Origin of the sequence: Psychrobacter sp. ER1, assembly GCF_048631835.1 — a bacterium.
Lineage (GTDB): Bacteria > Pseudomonadota > Gammaproteobacteria > Pseudomonadales > Moraxellaceae > Psychrobacter.
In genome coordinates, this window is sequence record NZ_CP184640.1 from 1,700,631 (window position 1) to 1,718,482 (window position 17,852).

15 protein-coding genes, 1 other RNA gene and 1 pseudogene are annotated in these 17,852 nt (G+C 42.0%); 6 read left to right on the forward strand and 11 right to left on the reverse strand.

The annotated features are described in order from the left end of the window. Positions 1-169: 169 nt before the first annotated feature. Positions 170-1,324 carry an IS200/IS605 family element RNA-guided endonuclease TnpB gene (tnpB, locus tag ACOBWA_RS07670; protein ID WP_420228947.1) on the forward strand — a complete coding sequence of 385 codons (1,155 nt, stop codon included), beginning with the start codon at positions 170-172 and terminating at the stop codon, positions 1,322-1,324. 252 nt (positions 1,325-1,576) lie between these two features. Here tnpB and serC read toward each other — a convergent pair whose 3' ends face one another. From serC to ffs, 6 genes are all read right to left on the reverse strand, one after another. Beyond that, on the reverse strand, positions 1,577-2,710 hold the full coding sequence (gene serC, locus ACOBWA_RS07675; protein ID WP_420228948.1) for a 3-phosphoserine/phosphohydroxythreonine transaminase: 1,134 nt from the start codon (positions 2,708-2,710) through the stop codon (positions 1,577-1,579). A 91-nt stretch (positions 2,711-2,801) separates the two neighbouring features. After that, entirely contained in the window at positions 2,802-3,725 is a 924-nt protein-coding gene (locus tag ACOBWA_RS07680) for a DNA polymerase III subunit psi (RefSeq protein WP_420228949.1), read from the reverse strand. Positions 3,726-3,839: 114 nt separating this feature from the next. Continuing rightward, positions 3,840-5,402: a hypothetical protein gene (locus tag ACOBWA_RS07685; protein ID WP_420228950.1), complete on the reverse strand. Its 1,563-nt coding sequence runs from the start codon at positions 5,400-5,402 to the stop codon at positions 3,840-3,842. Between the two features lie 8 nt (positions 5,403-5,410). Continuing rightward, positions 5,411-6,793 carry a M48 family metalloprotease gene (locus ACOBWA_RS07690; RefSeq protein WP_420228951.1) on the reverse strand — a complete coding sequence of 461 codons (1,383 nt, stop codon included), beginning with the start codon at positions 6,791-6,793 and terminating at the stop codon, positions 5,411-5,413. Between the two features lie 13 nt (positions 6,794-6,806). Next, positions 6,807-7,403, reverse strand: coding sequence for a LemA family protein (locus ACOBWA_RS07695; RefSeq protein WP_371547158.1), 597 nt, complete (start codon positions 7,401-7,403; stop codon positions 6,807-6,809). Positions 7,404-7,670: 267 nt separating this feature from the next. Further along, positions 7,671-7,767: signal recognition particle sRNA small type (gene ffs / locus ACOBWA_RS07700), an RNA gene on the reverse strand. Positions 7,768-8,075: 308 nt separating this feature from the next. On the opposite strand from ffs, the gene ACOBWA_RS07705 reads away from it, so the two are divergent. Further along, positions 8,076-8,792 (forward strand): SIMPL domain-containing protein, encoded by a 717-nt coding sequence (locus tag ACOBWA_RS07705; protein WP_102091728.1) that lies wholly within the window; start codon positions 8,076-8,078, stop codon positions 8,790-8,792. A 123-nt stretch (positions 8,793-8,915) separates the two neighbouring features. Here the strand turns inward: ACOBWA_RS07705 and ACOBWA_RS07710 are convergent, their stop codons facing one another. The 5 genes and pseudogenes from ACOBWA_RS07710 to ACOBWA_RS07730 all read right to left on the reverse strand — a co-directional run bounded on the left by ACOBWA_RS07710 (position 8,916) and on the right by ACOBWA_RS07730 (position 13,851). After that, the gene (locus tag ACOBWA_RS07710; RefSeq protein WP_102093007.1) at positions 8,916-9,659 is read right to left on the reverse strand and encodes a DUF4124 domain-containing protein; all 744 of its coding nucleotides are present in this window, start codon (positions 9,657-9,659) and stop codon (positions 8,916-8,918) included. A 201-nt stretch (positions 9,660-9,860) separates the two neighbouring features. Beyond that, positions 9,861-11,270, reverse strand: coding sequence for a type I glutamate--ammonia ligase (gene glnA, locus ACOBWA_RS07715; RefSeq protein WP_057760355.1), 1,410 nt, complete (start codon positions 11,268-11,270; stop codon positions 9,861-9,863). 828 nt (positions 11,271-12,098) lie between these two features. Beyond that, positions 12,099-12,818, reverse strand: a complete 720-nt coding sequence (locus ACOBWA_RS07720) for an RNA-guided endonuclease TnpB family protein (RefSeq protein ID WP_420228952.1) — start codon at positions 12,816-12,818, stop codon at positions 12,099-12,101. After that, positions 12,800-13,252: a helix-turn-helix domain-containing protein gene (locus ACOBWA_RS07725; RefSeq protein ID WP_420228953.1), complete on the reverse strand. Its 453-nt coding sequence runs from the start codon at positions 13,250-13,252 to the stop codon at positions 12,800-12,802. Before ACOBWA_RS07725 ends, ACOBWA_RS07720 begins: the two co-directional genes overlap by 19 nt. Continuing rightward, positions 13,249-13,851: pseudogene (locus tag ACOBWA_RS07730) on the reverse strand (IS607 family transposase). The gene ACOBWA_RS07725 and the pseudogene ACOBWA_RS07730 overlap by 4 nt, the downstream one beginning before the upstream one ends. Before the next feature lie 255 nt (positions 13,852-14,106). Between ACOBWA_RS07730 and ACOBWA_RS07735 the strand changes: the two are divergent. The 4 genes from ACOBWA_RS07735 (at position 14,107) to ACOBWA_RS07750 (ending at position 17,833) form a co-directional block, all read left to right on the forward strand. After that, entirely contained in the window at positions 14,107-14,730 is a 624-nt protein-coding gene (locus ACOBWA_RS07735) for an anthranilate synthase component II (RefSeq protein WP_420228954.1), read from the forward strand. A 97-nt stretch (positions 14,731-14,827) separates the two neighbouring features. Next, entirely contained in the window at positions 14,828-15,949 is a 1,122-nt protein-coding gene (gene trpD / locus ACOBWA_RS07740; RefSeq protein WP_420228955.1) for an anthranilate phosphoribosyltransferase, read from the forward strand. 169 nt (positions 15,950-16,118) lie between these two features. Then, positions 16,119-16,994: an indole-3-glycerol phosphate synthase TrpC gene (gene trpC, locus ACOBWA_RS07745; protein WP_420228956.1), complete on the forward strand. Its 876-nt coding sequence runs from the start codon at positions 16,119-16,121 to the stop codon at positions 16,992-16,994. A 107-nt stretch (positions 16,995-17,101) separates the two neighbouring features. Then, positions 17,102-17,833 carry a Smr/MutS family protein gene (locus ACOBWA_RS07750; protein WP_179798976.1) on the forward strand — a complete coding sequence of 244 codons (732 nt, stop codon included), beginning with the start codon at positions 17,102-17,104 and terminating at the stop codon, positions 17,831-17,833. The last annotated feature ends 19 nt before the right edge of the window (positions 17,834-17,852 follow it).

Consider the following 17,852-nt stretch of genomic DNA (forward strand, 5'->3'; position numbering starts at 1 on the left):
AAACAGCGTTATAGCAAAATTTTATCATAACAAACTTAGGTTTTTTAACACTTCAGCGCAGAAGCTCCCTACTTCTAAAGTAGTGGGATGAATGCATTGTTGGTAGTAACTATTTCTACATGTGGTATTATTAATAATAAATATAGCACGAAATATAAGCACCGTCTGTATGCCCACTCAAATTCTAAACGCCCATAAAGTTAGGATATATCCTAATGCCGATCAGCAAGTATTCTTTGCTAAATCATTCGGTTGTACGCGCTTTATTTGGAATAAAATGCTTGGTGATAAGATTGATCATTACAAAGCTACTAAAACCACCCTAAACAACACCCCAGCTCAGTACAAAAAAGAGTTTGAATGGCTCAAAGAAGTGGATAGCTTGGCATTGGCTAACGTACAGCAACAGCTAAGAGCTGCCTATAGCAAGTTTTTCAAACAAGGCTCAGGTTTTCCTAAATTCAAGAAAAAAGGCATTAAAGACAGCTACACCACCAACAATCAAAAGGGAACGGTAGCCGTCACAAAAAACACCGTTAAACTGCCTAAAATAGGCCACATCAACGCCAAATTCCCCAGTAAAATAAACGGCTTAATAAAAAGTGCCACCATAAGCAAAACCCCATCAGACAAGTATTACGTCAGCCTATTGGTTGAAACGGTCGTTGAGCCACTACCAAAGACTCACTCTAATATCGGCATTGATTTAGGACTGACCCACTTCATCGTCTTATCAAATGGATGCAGAGTTGCCAATCCTAAGTTTCTGGCAAAGTTGCAAGATAAACTGGCGCGAGAACAAAAGATTTTAGCCAAACGTAGAGCTGTGGCCAAAGCGGATCAACGTAAACTATCAGAGAGCGGTAACTACCAAAAGCAAAAACTTAAAGTTGCTAAAGTCTACGAGAAAATAACCAATAGCCGCAAAGACTTTCTACATAAGCTCTCATTCAATATCATCAAAAACCACGATGTTATTGCTATTGAGGATTTGAATGTAAAGGGTATTGTTAAGAACAGGAAACTTGCCAAAGCCATATCGGACAGCGCTTGGTCGGTCTTTACCACCATGCTGGCATATAAAGCGGAATGGTACGGTAAAACGCTTGTTAAAATAGACCGGTGGTATCCATCCTCTAAAACGTGCTCAGGATGCAGTCACTTGCTAACGAAAGCTGAATTACCGCTGTCGTTAAGATCTTGGAATTGTCCAAGTTGCCTGCAAGAAAATGACCGAGACCTCAACGCCAGTATTAACATCTTAAATCAAGGATTGCTACTGGCTAAACACTCAAAAACTGTCGGTGCGACAGGGTTAGCTTAGTCAATTCGCTTAACCGCTGATACAGAATATCGTGTCAAGTATGAGCGTTACCTAAGAAACCCCTACCTATAAGGTAGTGGGTAGTTCATCCTAATGGTTTGCCGTGTTACGCGGCATCCATCAGTACGACATCATTGATATTAGATATAATGGCGGCAGATATTAAACGCTTCTTCCTAAAACTGCGCATCGACAAATACACTCATAAAAAAGACGCAACTTGTAAAAGCAGCGTCTTTTATTTTAAAGCTATTATGACTTATGCATGCTTTTTTCGAACGCAATCATAAAGTCAACCAGCTGCTGTACCCACTCAATTGGTACGGCATTGTAGATGCTGGCTCGCATACCGCCTACGTCACGATGACCTTTTAGATTTAACAAGCCAGCTTTTTCTGACTCTTCTAAGAATACTTTATCAAGGCTGCTGTCTGCTAAAGTAAATGGCACGTTCATGATAGAACGATACTTAGAATCTACTGGATTATTATAAAAACTGCTGTCATCGATTGTCTTATAAAGTAAGTCAGCTTTTTGCTGATTGATTTTACCGATAGCAGCTACACCTCCCTGCTCTTCCAACCAATCAAACACCAGCCCTGCTAAGTACCAAGAATACGTCGCTGGCGTGTTAGACATAGACTCTTTGTCAGCTTGATGCTCATAGTTCAACAGCATAGGACACCATTCACTTGCTTGCCCCATCAAATCGTCACGGATAATGACAATGACTAGACCTGCAGGACCGATGTTTTTCTGGGCGCCCGCGTAGATCATGCCAAATTTAGACACATCTATCGGCTGCGACAAGATACAAGATGACATATCAGCAATGATTGGCGCATCTACTTGTGGCGGCTCAAATATCTGTAGGCCATGAATTGTTTCATTAGCACAGTAATGAAAATAAGCGGCGTCTTCACTGATATTCCAATCACTTTGCGCTGGTACGTCAGTAAAGTTATTCTCTTTGCCAGTTGCGACTAAGTTAATTTCGCCCAGACCCAACGCTTCATAGCGCTTGGCTTCTTTGATCGCTTTACTTGACCATGTGCCTGTCGTCAAATAGTCACCGCGTCCACCATTTAACAGGTTCAATGGAATCGCAGAAAACTGTAAGCTAGCGCCACCTTGCAAAAACAGCACTTTATAATTATCTGGTATTTCCATAAGCGTGCGTAGCTTAGCTTCCGCTTTGTCAGTAATGGCTATATACTCTTTACTACGATGGCTGACTTCCATGACCGACAGGCCGCGACCTTGCCAATCAAGCAGTTCGCTCTGCGCGCGTTCTAATACGGCTGTTGGCATGGTAGCAGGTCCAGCACAAAAATTTGGCAGGCGATGCGGTGTAGCAGTTGCTGTAGACGTTGGGGTTGTAGGCATAATCACAGTCCTAGGTATGATGAAATAAAAGGATGTTTTTATTTCAGTTTGTTGATAAAGGCATTGGTATCGATGTTAGTTTTCATACAACTCAATGAGATATCTGCTCCCACAGCTGACGTTTAGCATCACTGTCTGCGAGCATTTCTTCTAATTTCGGCACAGTGGTCAGATTGGGATGTTGGAGGCCGTTAGGCAGCGCTGTCAGTGCAGCAACTTGTATCTCTTCACTCCGGCCAATTCGAAAGATATATCCTGCAAGACTGGCATTGGCAAGCTCAGCAGTATCCATACCGTCGCAAATCGGGAATGATGTTGTCTCGCAAGTGATTGATAGCGCTTGGGTGATGTTTTGCCATAGTTTTTGACTGTCACTATTTAGCGCTTTGATATCAACCAATATCACCCAGTCACCATAGCGGCCACCTTGCAGGTCAAATGGTGCTACTTTTTTTAAGCTATCATCATTTATGCTGTCATCACTAGCACTCTGTGGAAAACTACTTTGCGGAAAATTACTCTGCGCAGATTGAGGTTGCTCAATAGGTGCATTCGTAGAGGTTACAGCAGTTTGGTTCGATGCAGTACTTGGGATGTCATGATAGTTAGACCCAGCACTTGAACTAACAGTACCTGAACTGACCGTAGTTGAATCAACGGAATCAAAACTATAAGTAACAGGGCTTTGCTCGCTAGCCGTCCGTTCATTGGTAGCTTGCAAATCAGGATCATACTCATCGGTAACATAGCCGTTAGCATTGTAATTATTGATATCATAACCATCAGTCGGTTGATCAACTGTGTCTACAATTCTAGCGCTCACTACTTCGTTGTTGTTAGACTCAATATCAGTGGAAACAATATTTGACTGCTCAACCGAAGCTGTCGCAATGTCAGCCATATTGATGGTTTCTGATTCAGGCTGCACCCACTGATTGATACCCATCATCGCTAGAATTTGGCGTTGCTGCACACGGCGCTGTAATAAAGTTAGCGGGTCTTGGGTATCACTCATTCGACTCTACTATCCTACTCATTTTGTTTATATCATTTATAGATGTTTTTATGGTTTTGGCAGATCTCACTGAGCATGCATCACACTATTAATCAAATACTAGATACATACCCATCAAAACAGCTGTCGAATACCGAGCCAACGCTCTGATATTGCCAACAAACAATCGTATTCATCTTGGCTGATTATCGTATCGTGTAACATCACCGTATGCAACGTACTTAGCCATTGGCGATACTCATTATGAGTAGGCTGGCTCATTTCACTTTCATTATAATCTATTTGACTACCATCCTGTTGCTTCTCTCGATAATTATCAGCATTCGGATCACCTACCAAGCGCTTGATAAAGTGATTGGCAGAGACAGGAACCGCAGAAATAATCGCCAATAACTGAATGCTATTCAAGTGCTGTGCGGTCAATAATAGCCACTGTAAATTAACATCGCTTACTGTCATAAGATCAATATCAATCAAGCGCGCATGCCGTCTCAAATCTACAATATAATGCGCCACACTGTCAGTACCCTCACTCAATAGCGATTGGTCATGCAGTGAGATCATCTGGCCTTTGGCATCTTTTGATAGTCGATAAGCCAATAAGACAACAACTGATACTTCTGATTTACTAAGTCCTGTAAACGCCTGACTTGAAGGATCTAGTTGCGCCCTTACGTCTTCCATACCAGTCTTTAGTATTTGCGGCCATAGAGACTGCGCGTCTGTATCTTGTAAAACTTTAGACAATATCGGTAGTAACTGCTGCAAATGTAGCGCTTGCCATAATGATGATATTGGCGATTTTTGATGTGCTAAAGCTAACGGGTTATTCAGAGTAATCGCAACCGCATGAGCGTTATCACTAGCTATATTTTTATCTGACGAATCATAAGCTAAGCTTTTGGTTAAGTCAGATGTCAGCTGTTGGTTAAACAGCTCAAATATGCCCTGCTGATAACGCAACAACATCGTACGGCATTTCTCTTGTTTTTTATAGTACTGATGACTGTCGTGACTATGATCGTTTTTACTTTTGAGCTTTAGATCTTCAATACATAGTTCAGATAAATTCTTTTGATGCAATTGGTTTAAGGCGAGCTCAATCAAAGCGCTGTCTAAACGTCTGTCCAAACTGGCTACTACTGTCATCAGCTTAGTATCTATTCTATGCGGTAATATTTGCTCATGGGAAGTCGAGTCAGTCGCAACAGAGAAGCCATCATTCCAAATATCATTCAAACTATAAGTGGCAGTCGTTGATAATGATTGATGCTGATGACAAAGCAAGACAGCTTCGACTAATGCTAGCGCACCTAAAGGATGATGACTATGGTTGAGTATGTACTGAGGTAGTGATACCTTTTTAATATCATTAAACCCAATTAATGTGTTTTCTGGTAGGTCAGCGTCAGGTTTGGACTGCCACGGTTTTAATAGCTGATGAACGCCAACGTCTTCGGCCTGTACTTGAAGCCGCCCATCGACCACCACATCAGCTTCTACGGCAAACTCTAAACCGTCATCAATCTCTAATTCGCCATTATCTTTATTACGACTTTCGCTTATAGATTCAGCAAGAACTTTTGCGTCACTTATCTGTTTATTGTCTCTTATATTAATCGTTGCAGCTGTTTGAGTCTCAAATACTGACGAATGCTGCACGTTTCTTTCTGGCAAATATTCACTTAGGCTATTTTCTTTTGTTGCCCCCAATCACCTAAGCGTCGTTGCCTATATATTTCTTTGACCTTTTGCTGATTTATTCGCTTTTCTTTGGCAACTTGTACCGCAAACTCATGATAAGCATCCGCATTAATAGCGCTCATACGCTCAGTCAAGCTTGGATGTGTGGCAAACCATGACACATCACCCAAGTCTGCCCCACTACTAGCAAAGAAAAAATGACTGAGTCCATTGATATCGGCGATGCCAGACAAACGCGAGCCGAGCGAGTCTTGATGAATAGCTTTTAAGGTTTCGATAATCGCAGGCATACGTGTTAACTGAACGCTGGTGGCATCAGCAAGTAGCTCGCGCTCACGATTAAAACTGTGCTTAATCAACTGCGCGCTTGCCATACTAGAGAAGCTCAAACCATGCAGTAGCAATGTCCAGACACTACGCGGGGCTTGATGATCTATTATAGGCGGCGTTTGCACCCATTTAGACTGACGCTTGGCTGAGGACTGCTGTTGTTGTGATTGCTGCTGCCAGTAAGCGACCCATTCACTATGCGTGGTGAAATTAGCGGTTTGCGCTTCTGTATTGCGTGCAAGCGTATCAACCTGTCTCTGTGATAGAAACTTTTGGGAAATACTATCGCTATCAAAATAACGGTAATTAGATATTGGGTCACTCCAGTCGTATAGTATCTGCAAGCCTGCCAATACCACCATCAGCTGTAAATTGAACGTAGCATCACCGTGCAATATATGACCATATTCATGACCAATGAGTCCGTATAGCGCCTCATCAGACAGTTTATCTAACGCACCTTGAGTAACGACGAGTACCATATCTGAGCTATGGCGACCAGCGACGAAACCGTTGATACCCTGCTCGTCAGGTAGCACGTACAAAATAGGGGTTTGCAAACCTGCCGCAATGGCCAGTTGTTGAGCGATTTCATAGTAGCGACGATAAACGGGCGGAAAATCGCGCTCGTCACGTACTGCTATATGACGTGAACTATAGCGAACCTTTTCTTCAGCTTCGTGTTGATGAGCGACTCCTTGACTGTGCTCCCATGCTTCTTGGCTGTTATCAATGAATAGCCTAACCGCCCCTACTCGCTGAGCAATAGCGCGGCCACCTGCTCGCAGGCGTCGATACTCTAAAAAACTACCACCAACGAAACTGCCTAACGTCAAGACAATGACCAGAACCAATACCCAGTAGTATATACCGCCTGTAAATACTGTCAGCAGTATAGACATGACAGCCAGTCCCACTGCCATATGAGCAAGTACAATCAGGAAAAACAGTCCATAAAGTAATAGACTGCGCCGCGTACGTATCCGCTGTTCACCAAAAAAATCCATCAGATTAGGCTGCCTAGAGTTCGCCAAAATTGTCTAAACCTTAGCCCATATTGACAATCGGTGCCTGAGCAATCGCTTCTCTGTCTTCGAATACCAACTGACTGAGTGGACGAAAGCCAAACGTCGTACTAACGAGGTTATTAGGAAAGACTTCGCGATCATTATTATAAAACATTACGCTGTCATTATAATGCTGACGGGCAAATCCGATGCGATTTTCCGTATTGGTTAGTTCGTCCATGAGTTCCTTGATCATACTATCGGCTTTGAGCTCTGGGTAGGCTTCGACGACAGCGGAAAATTGACTCAACGCTTTGGACAGCATACCTTCTGCTTTTGCAAACAGTGCCATATGCTCTAGCGAGTCTGGCTGATGCTTATTAGAGTCTTGTAGATCTTGAGCATGATTACGCGCGCTAATGACGCGAGTGAGTGTTTCTTCTTCATGACTCAAATAACGCTTGGCAGTTTCGACCAAGTTTGGAATCAGATCATGACGACGCTTTAGTTGCACATCTATTTGAGCAAAGCCGTTCTTTGCTTGGTTACGTGCGCGTACCAATCTATTAAAAATAGATACCCCAAACACAACTACCAACACCAAAAATGCAATGAATAGCCAAACAAACATCTTCATAATCAAACTCCAAGGTGTCTAGAATGTTAATAAAAAGTTAATACATTGTATTTTAACTCATATTAATCAATAAAACCTTAGAACTAGATCGGAACTATAAAGGAAATCGAACAGGAAATTAAATTGAAAACTACATAAGCAATTAGCTAACCATCAGACAAAAATTTGACCCAAAAAAAGCCCTTTACAATGAAGGGCTTAATACATTACAAATATGTCTTTGATACTTTATAAATATAATTATCAAATTTTAGGCAAAAAAAGCGACTCCATCAGCACATCCTCGGCACACACTATAACTATTACCGTTGCTACCTTCCGGTCCTGGCGGGATTCATAGAACAATGTTGCGAGGCTACCAATGGAGCCACCAGTCGCAAATTATACAAGAAATTTTTAATTTTACAACCCCTATCTTAAAACTGTTTGCTTTAGGCCCTAAATAGCACTGTCATTTAGTTCATTAGCTCAGGTCCGCAATGTATGAGCACAAATTATATCAGTAACTTAGGTCACAAAATTCTCACAGCAACTTATATGAATTTTGCTATTTTAGTGAATGAAGTTGCACCCATGTCGATTTCTAGAGAACAATAGGGACAACTTTTCATGTATGAATGAGCGTTGATAATTGTCATTTATATATTATTAGAATCAACTTAGGAGATAATAATGAAAAATACTTTATTGAATAAAGCAGCACTAGCTTCTGGTACGGTTTGTCTCATGACAGCGATGATGGGTAGCGCCCATGCAGAGCCAACAGGCTATGATCAACTGACATTTCAGACAGAAATAAAAGAAGAGATTCAGAACGATGAAGTACGAGCCAGCTTGTACAAGAAAGCACAAGCAACTGACTCTAAGACTTTAGCTACAATGCTTAACACCTCAATCAACAATGCCATGAAAATTGCCAAGCGCTACCCTAGCGTGACCGTGAGCACAGGGCAACAGCGCACCTATCCACGCTATGACAAAAACGATAAAATCATCGGCTGGACAGGTCAAGCAAACATAGATTTAAAAAGTACAGACTTTTCAGCGACTAGCCAACTAATTGCTGACTTACAAGAAACCTTAGTGATGGACAATCTTAATTTTGGCGTATCAGATACCAAAAAAGATGCGCTAGAACAAAAATTAATGACCGAAGCTTCTCGCGCTTTTCAGCAGCAAGCTAAGAGCCTTACCCGCGCTTGGGATGCTCGTGGCTACCGCGTCGTCAATGTTAACCTAAACACAGGTAGCAACTATCCACGTCCAATGTATAGCGCTATGAGCATGAAATCAGGAATGGCAGACGAGTCAGTACCAAGCCAAAGCTTTGAGTCTGGTAATAGCACTATTTCTGTGACTGCTAACGGTACCATCGAGTTAACTAAATAAGACAGCTTATAGTTAAAATAAAATAAGTGATTTACATTAAAAAAGGCAAGCATCGTTAACGGTGCTTGCCTTTTTATTTTTCTAGCGATATCTATCCATTATATTCAATCATTATTGAGACCATTATTGTGACTGAGCAACTTCCTGTTGACGCAGCTTTAACATCAATTTTTGATACCAAGCTAGCTTTTGATAAGCCAATAGCTGCGCTGCCTTTCTTTTGTTGTCTTGCAATGTGGTTGTATTTTGAATCACATATACAGTACGTGTGATTTGCTCAAGTGTTTGGCCATTTTCGCTTTGTATAACAGCCTTGATTGTATGAGCACCTGGCAAAACATCAACAGTAGCAATAGATGCACTTAAACCTTGTGCAACCTCTTTATCATCAAAATAAATACGGGCGCTATCACCTGCCTGTAACGCAGGCTTAATCTGCACATTGACATCGATATTCTGTACTGGACGACGATAGGCTCTCTCTTCGCTAGGTTCAGTAATTACTAACTGATAGTTTACTGGCGTGGTAACCTTAGTATTTATCGCAGGCGACTCAGTAGCAGTCACTGTCTGCGACGCATTTGATGATTGGCGACTTGTACTAGAATTGGTTGTCGTATTCAGACTAGTTGACCTGCTCGTCTCATCACCTGTCGTAATAGCCATTTGACTGACTTGTTTGCCAGCTTGCTGCTCATAATCCTGTGGACGGTCGGTAAAGGTGACTTGACCGGTTTGCTCATCGACCACTTTATAAATAGGTGCAGCATTCGTGAGAGATGTACAAAGACTAGCGAGAGCAACCGTAGTCCATAGCGCAACTCTAATCTTACCCTTCAAGAAACTCGGTTTTGCTAATAAAGTCATAATCCATCAACCTAAATAGTGTCTACTATTAATATAATTTTATAAAACTATTATGCGTGAGTTTTGACATGAAATCAGCAGCAATTTCAAAGAAAATTCAGCAATTGGACTGATGTACTTTGTTGATACCCATAAAAAAACCAGCTAAGAATAACTTAGCTGGTTTTGTGACTCAAAATAAATGAGTGTTTTAGCGACTAATTAGCAGCTATAGTACATGTCAAATTCGACAGGGTGTACAGTTACGTTCAGACGTTGTACTTCTTCTTCTTTCAAAGCGATAAACGCTTCTAGCATGTCTTCAGTGAATACATCGCCTTTTAATAAGAAGTCATGATCGTCACGCAGTGCTTGTAGTGCAACGTCTAAGCTCTCTGCAACCGTTGGGATTTGTGCTTCTTCTTCTGGTGGCAAGTCATACAAGTTTTTGTCAGCAGCTTCGCCTGGATGCATTTTGTTTTGGATACCGTCAAGGCCAGCCATCAATAGTGCAGCAAACGCTAGGTATGGGTTAGCCGTTGGATCAGGGAAACGTGCTTCTACACGTACCGCTTTCGGGCTGCTTACATGTGGAATACGGATAGATGCTGAACGGTTAGATGCTGAATAAGCAAGTTTGATAGGCGCTTCGTAATGTGGTACTAGACGCTTATAGCTGTTCGTTGATGGGTTAGTAATCGCATTCAACGCACGAGCATGCTTGATAATACCGCCAATGAAGTACAATGCTGTTTCAGACAGACCAGCATACTCATCACCAGAGAATGTATTTACGCCGTCTTTTGAGATTGACATATGTACGTGCATACCTGAACCGTTATCACCAACGATTGGCTTAGGCATAAAGGTCGCTGTTTTACCAAACTGATGCGCAACGTTATGAACAACATATTTCAATTGCTGAACTTCATCCGCTTTACGTACCATCGTGTTGAATGCAACACCGATCTCAGACTGGCAAGACGCTACTTCATGGTGATGAACTTCAACTGAACCTTCACCAACAATCTCTTCAATGCGTTCACACATAACAGCACGCATATCATGTGAGCTATCGATTGGTGGTACTGGGAAATAACCGCCTTTCACACGTGGGCGATGCGCCATGTTGCCCCACTCGTAAGTCTCGTTAGTCGACCATGCTGCTTCTTCAGCCGTGATTTTATGACTAACGCCAGACATATCGACTGACCATTTAACATCGTCAAATACAAAGAACTCAGGCTCAGGACCAAAGTAAGCAGTATCACCGATACCAGTAGACTTTAAATACTCTTCAGCGCGGCGTGCGATAGAGCGTGGGTCACGGTCATAACCTTGTAGCGTTGATGGCTCGATGATATCGCAAGTCACTACCACAGTCACCGCGTCAAAGAACGGGTCAACAAAAGCAGTTTCTGGATCAGGACGCAAGATCATATCTGACGCTTCGATACCTTTCCAACCAGCGATTGATGAGCCATCAAACATTTTGCCATCTTCCATAACATCTTCATCAACGGTATGCGCTGGAAAGCTGATGTGCTGCTCTTTGCCGCGTGTATCAGTAAAGCGAAAATCAACCCATTTAGCATTAGAGGATTGGATAAGATCTAATAGTTTATTCGACATGAATAGTCTCCGTTGTGTTGATCACGTAATTGCGATTTAAAATTATTAATATGATGTTCTTGTCCAAGAATGTCAGATGTGCTCTCAATACTAAAACAGCGCATTCGATATTATGCTTATTATCAGCACTATTTTGCGTATTAGTCAAGATGCTCATCTAAAGCGTTTACTTAATCAGACCAATATTTGTGCACATGGTCTAACATACGCCAATTCAATCCTAACGACATTCTAGCAATATACAACTCATAATGCTGAACTCTTCGGGCTCTTGTTAATAATTATTTTTAGACCAATTTCTTGGCTTTAAAAATAATCATAACAGCAATAATGCAAAGGCTATGCCAATGTATTGACACTCTGATAACAGATATAGTTATAGATAGATTTAATTATCAATATTTACAGTGATTTATACGATTAATATCGTTATATATTCATTAATTCCCATCAAATTAATTTTTAGAATAGCACTTAATTAGAGCACCAGTTGAGAACCAAAGGCACTTAATTGGTGCAAATACAAATATATTTATTATTGAAATGCTATTTTATAGTGCAATGTTAATAGCTGAATTTATAACATTGTCTCTGACTACATTATTTTATGCGTCAAAAAAATAATAAAAAATATGTTTTTACTTGGTGCTTACTTAGATAGCCTATACCGTTCCAAAAATCTTACTCAAACTTAGTCGATATTAACTAGGTTTGACGTTTTCTTTCTGCTTAATTGTCATGCGCTACCTCTCGTTTGAGATTTAGACTGACCACGACTCCACAGACTTTTTTAATTGGCGATGGAACTCACCGTCCAATAAACAGGGGTTATGTAGCTGTTAAAATAACGGTCGCATTATTTAAAATATTGATGCTGGCGTTGAGGTCACGGTCATGAGAAACCTGACAGTTAGGGCACAACCACTCACGCATTTTCAATGTTAGCTCATCTTTACTAAGGATATGATTGCAGTTTGAGCAAGTTTTTGAGCTTGGGTAAAAACGCCCAACCGATTTCACAACCTTGCCTTGTTCGTTGGCTTTGTAGATAAGCTGACGCTTAAATTCGAAGAAACCCAAATCACTGATTGCTCTTGATAATCGCCTGTTCTTAACCATACCTTTAACGTTCAAATCCTCAATCGCAATCACATCGAACGTTTTAACCAAATCAGAGGTTATTTTGTGCAAAGAGTCCTGCCTGATACATCTGATTTTATAGTGCAAACGAGAGAGCTTGGTTTTCGCTTTTTCTCTGTTTTTACTGCCTTTTTTAGTGCGACTGAGCGCTTTATTTAGCGTTCTTAGTTTTTTGAGGTTTGTCTTGAGCGGTTTTGGTGCTTTAATTTTGGTGCCGTCCGATAAAACTAACAAGTCGGTAATGCCAAGGTCGATACCAACGCTTTTACCTGTCTTTTTAGTAGGAAGTACAGCTTTTTGTATTTCAACAGCCACACTAACAAACCACTTACCACCACGTTTAGAAATGGTGGCTGACATGATCTTGCCTTCAAATCGCAAAGCTTCTTTTAAGCGAACCCAGCCCAAGTTTGGGATACGAATGGATTTACCTTTGATGGCAAATTGGTCGTTGGATAAACTAAATCTGTCGTCACGACCTTTTTACGAGCGGTTGGATATTTCGCTAAGCCTTTAAAGAAGTTGTTATAAGCATCACCCAATTGCATGATTGCCGCTTGCGGAGCACATTTGGTGACCTCCAGCATATAGGGAAACAATTCACGCTTAATGGCGTTCAATTCGCGCCTGAGCTTCGCTTGTGAGGGTTTGTTTAGCTTTTTGGTATCAATCTCAACGCCTGCGACCAAACACGCATCACGGTACGCCTTGTCAAGCGCATACTGCCGTTGCCACTCATGCAAAGCCCAGTTGTAGGCTTTTCTCGCCACGCCACAAGCACGAGCCAGATGATTTGCCTGTACGTTGTTTGGTTTGAGTTCGATTGAGTGACCACGGATCATAATGCTTTTTTAACCGCCTCTATTAACTGTTGGTTTTTCTTGCTGCGAGAGCCGTAGAGTCTTGCTGAAAATACGGTGATAATCTCCAATACATCTTGTGCTAATTCTTGCTCAAAACTAAGCTCCTCACCCTCATTGATTATTACCACTTCAACGTCACGAGCCTCACACAACATAAAGACCAATTCAGCACCAAATCGCAAAAGCCTGTCTTTATGAGTGATCACCAGCCGTTCAACTTTATTATCCAGTATGTCGTCAAGCAGGTTTTTTAAGCCTTTCTTTTTATAATTCATTCCACTACCAAGATCGGTAATCGTCTCAAAAGTCCAGCCTTGCTTGGCGCAATAAAGTTCCAAAACTTGAGATTAGCGAAGTAAGTCGTCTTTTTGATCACGACTCGATACACGAGCATAAGCAATGGTTTTTCTGTCTAATTTAGGTGGTGTATTCAAAGAATGTGGTCTGATTTCACTTAAATCATATCGCCTATGCCCGTTTTCGGTTCGCTTGGCGACTAACGTACCATCCTCATCCCAACGTCTTAATGTGGATTGAGCAACCCCGAAATGTTTGGCAGCCTCCCCAATACTAACCAGCTTTCCCCTGAGCTTATCTCTATCTTATAATAGAATCTGTATATTATAGGTATAAATGTTTATAACTAGCTATATTGTAGGTAACTGTTCATAACCCTACATTTGATAGAAAACAAAATAGTGGTAAGATAACCGCGCGCAATAACCTCCTCTGTTATAGTCAGAGCTGCTTGTGTTCGGCAATCAAGTGACTCGATAACAGTGAGAACCAATTTCATGTTAAAAATATAATAAAACTGATAAGTTGAAGCCTTAATGATTTTGATGATCGATAATTACGATAGCTTTACGTACAATATCGTACAGTACTTCGGTGAGCTAAAGCAGGACATCACTGTCTGGCGTAATGATCAGGTCAGCATTGAGCAGATTAAAACCCTTGCACCTGATGTGATTGTGATTGGCCCAGGTCCGTGCGATCCTGACCGTGCAGGTATTTCGCTGCAAGCCATTGAGACATTTAAAGGAATTATTCCTATACTGGGTATTTGCTTGGGTCATCAAGCTATCGGTCAAGCCTTTGGCGGTCAAGTGGTCAAAGCTGGCGAAGTCATGCATGGCCGCTTATCAGCTATCTATCACAACGAGCAAGGTGTGTTTGCTGGCTTGCCTAACCCGTCACAGGTTACGCGCTATCATTCACTCGTCATTGATAAGACAAGCTTGCCAGACTGCCTTGAACTCACCGCATGGACACAGAATGCTGATGGTAGTATTGAGGAAATCATGGGTATTCGCCATAAGGAGCTGGCTGTAGAAGGCGTCCAGTTCCATCCTGAGTCGATATTGAGCGAAGCAGGTTATCAATTGCTCAATAACTTTTTACAGACTCATGGCTTGGCTACTCTGACATCCGATGAGCTACCGCAAGTTGGCTAGATTTGACTAAAATCACGTCGGTAAAAATACCGCTTTCATAAGCCTATGCCACATTTCACACAGATTCATATAAAAAATAATACTAAGTGAGACCATAATGAGTACGACAAAAATAGAAGAAACGCATACGCCAGAGAGTATTGCAGAATTGTCTGACGAGCAAACACATCAATTGCTAACCACAGCTTTGGCTAGAATATTTCAACACATCGATTTAACCTTTGATGAGATGTATCAAGTGATGCTGATTATCATGCAAGGTAGATGTAGCGACGCTATGATGGGCGCTATCTTGACGGGACTACGTATGAAGGGCGAATCCATTGACGAGATTACTGCTTCAGCCAGCGCCATGCGTGCACTAGCCGCCAATATTGAACCAAAGAACTGTGATTACTTGGTAGATATCGTTGGTACTGGCGGTGATGGTGCTAATCTGTTCAATGTCTCGACTGCATCGGCATTGGTTGTTGCGGCAGCTGGTGCACAAGTTGCTAAGCACGGCAATCGCGGCGTCTCAACCAAATCTGGTAGCTCAGACTTACTTGAGCAAGCAGGTATCAGTCTTGCGCTCACGCCAGAGCAGGCGAAAGACTGTATCGAAAACCAAGGTATCGGGTTTTTATTTGCACCCAATCATCACAGCGCCATGCGTTATGCCAACCCTGTACGCCGTGAATTAAAAGCACGTACCATCTTTAATATTTTGGGCCCATTGACCAACCCTGCTGGCACGCCAAACTTAGTCATCGGTGTATTTACCGCGCAGTTATGTGAGCCGATTGCTAAGGTGATGAAAAACTTAGGCGCACGTCATGTCATGGTAGTAGGCGCAAAAGATGGTCTTGATGAAATCAGTCTTGCGACTTCGACCACAGTCGCTGAGCTAAAAGATGGCGAGATATCAGTCTATGATATGATGCCAGAAGATGCGGGTATCGAGTCCCAAACTCTTATTGGCCTCGATGTCGACTCTCCAGCACAAAGCCTTGAGTTGATTCGTGCTGCGCTATCTGGAGCCGACACTCATGACCGTGCCGTACTTAAAGCACGTGACATGATTGCGCTAAATGCAGGTGCCGCGATATACACTGCAGGACTTGCCAGCAACTACCCTAACGGTGTTAGCCGAGCACAAAAAATAATTCAAAATGGCGATGCCTTACTCAAACTTGAGTCTTTAGCCAACTATACCCAACAGCTAGTCGCTCAAGGTTAATCTATACGCATTTATATACTGTCTATAGTCAAAGAAATTTAAAAAGGATAACAGGCAGCCGACCGCAGATTGTCAAGTCGTATATCTAAGAAGGGCAACGCCGTAGCCATTTAGTAGTTATTAATAGTTCTCTGACTGTATTTACATTTAACGATATTCGGATACCAGTATGACCACAACCCATTCAGACATACCGTCAGTGCTACAGCGCATTGTCGCCACCAAAGTAGAAGAAGTAAAAGCCGCTCGCGAAGCATTGTCTTTAGAGGACTTGAAAGCACAGGTCGCAGCTGATGATAAACCGCGCCGAGGTTTTGCCGCGGCATTACGTGCTGCTGGCACTAAAGAAAATGGTATCGGTATCATTGCTGAGATTAAAAAAGCCTCACCGTCTAAAGGCATTATCAATCATAACTTTACCCCTGCTCTATTTGCGCAGCAGTATGAGCAAGCGGGCGCTAGTTGTCTGTCTGTATTGACCGATCGTGATTACTTTCAGGGCGATGACATCTATCTTGTTCAGGCGGCTAATACCTCAAGCTTACCGATATTACGTAAAGACTTTATGATTGATGTCTATCAAATCTATCAATCTTACCTAATGGGCGCTGACTGCATCCTACTCATTATGGCTTGCCTAGATGATGCCCAAGTACGAGAGCTACATGCGCTCAGTATTGAGCTTGGTATGGACGTATTGATAGAAGTGCATACCAAATCTGAGCTTGAGCGTGCGCTACAGTTGCCACGTTCAGTACACAATATCTACGGTATCAATAACCGTGATTTAAATACCTTCGATGTTGACCTGCAAACCACGCTTGATCTTAAGAATATTTTAAACGACGCACTCGCTGCTGATGCTAATAGCGCTGAACAAAAACCACTTATCGTAACCGAGAGTGGTATTCATAGCAGTGATGATATTCGTTTGATGTTAAGTCATGATATTCAGCACTTTCTAATCGGTGAACAATTTATGAAAACCGACCATCCAGGGCAAGCGTTACAATCCTTACTTGCGGGCGTCGCAGCAGACGGGTAAAGTAACTCAATAATTTATGCTTAAATATATACTAATAGCTTGAACAATATGTGCGCTATAGACATAGTTCAATCAACCATTCATCAATCAACGATACGTTAACTTTTATGTCAAACTCTCTGTTTTCAAAAGAAATGCAAGACCAGCTCAAAGAACTCAAAGGCCAGCTGAGCAAAGGCCGTGATACCAATTCACCTGAAGGTGAGAATCAAAAGCCAACTGAACCGGTGTCGCTACCGACTCAAAAACAAGTAAAAAAGACGGTTAAGCAGCTAGATAGTGAACATATCGATGACGATAAAGTTCTATTTATGCAAGCCATGCACGGTGTCAATCAGTTAGAAGACAAAAATGTCCGCTCACCTGCCAGCGCAACTAAAGCAGGTAAGCCTGATGCAGCGACACTATCAAAACGTGCGGCGGCTCAAGGTAGTGAAGCCAGTGATTTAGGCGCAGGCTTGTCAGATATGCAAGCACTACTGAACCCTGTTGCTGCTGAAGCTTATTTGTCTTATAAGCAGCCTACACTGCAAAATAAAATCTTTGATCAGCTCAAAAAAGGCAAGCTGCGTTGGTATGATGCGGTAGATATCCATGGCTGTACAATAGAAGAAGCTCGCGAAGCGATGACTCAACTATTGAGCCAAGCCAAGCAGAAAAACGAAACCATGGTAAAAATCGTCCATGGTAAAGGTAGCGAAGCGATTCTAAAAACTTGTATCAATGGCTGGTTACGTCAATTGCCAGAAGTATTAGCTTTTTGCTCTGCGCCACCAAAAGATGGTGGTAACGGTGCGGTACTAGTACTACTTAAAAAACCTAAAGCAGATGGCGAATAGGTCTATTGTTAGTGATACG

Excerpts from the sequence above, each read along its gene's own strand:
- tnpB (WP_420228947.1), top strand. The coding sequence starts at position 170 with ATGCCCACTCAAATTCTAAACGCCCATAAAGTTAGGATATATCCTAAT.
- serC (WP_420228948.1), bottom strand. The coding sequence starts at position 2,710 with ATGCCTACAACCCCAACGTCTACAGCAACTGCTACACCGCATCGCCTG.
- ACOBWA_RS07680 (WP_420228949.1), bottom strand. The coding sequence starts at position 3,725 with ATGAGTGATACCCAAGACCCGCTAACTTTATTACAGCGCCGTGTGCAG.
- ACOBWA_RS07695 (WP_371547158.1), bottom strand. The coding sequence starts at position 7,403 with ATGAAGATGTTTGTTTGGCTATTCATTGCATTTTTGGTGTTGGTAGTT.
- ACOBWA_RS07705 (WP_102091728.1), top strand. The coding sequence starts at position 8,076 with ATGAAAAATACTTTATTGAATAAAGCAGCACTAGCTTCTGGTACGGTT.
- ACOBWA_RS07710 (WP_102093007.1), bottom strand. The coding sequence starts at position 9,659 with ATGACTTTATTAGCAAAACCGAGTTTCTTGAAGGGTAAGATTAGAGTT.
- glnA (WP_057760355.1), bottom strand. The coding sequence starts at position 11,270 with ATGTCGAATAAACTATTAGATCTTATCCAATCCTCTAATGCTAAATGG.
- ACOBWA_RS07725 (WP_420228953.1), bottom strand. The coding sequence starts at position 13,252 with ATGATCCGTGGTCACTCAATCGAACTCAAACCAAACAACGTACAGGCA.
- ACOBWA_RS07735 (WP_420228954.1), top strand. The coding sequence starts at position 14,107 with ATGATTTTGATGATCGATAATTACGATAGCTTTACGTACAATATCGTA.
- trpD (WP_420228955.1), top strand. The coding sequence starts at position 14,828 with ATGAGTACGACAAAAATAGAAGAAACGCATACGCCAGAGAGTATTGCA.
- trpC (WP_420228956.1), top strand. The coding sequence starts at position 16,119 with ATGACCACAACCCATTCAGACATACCGTCAGTGCTACAGCGCATTGTC.
- ACOBWA_RS07750 (WP_179798976.1), top strand. The coding sequence starts at position 17,102 with ATGTCAAACTCTCTGTTTTCAAAAGAAATGCAAGACCAGCTCAAAGAA.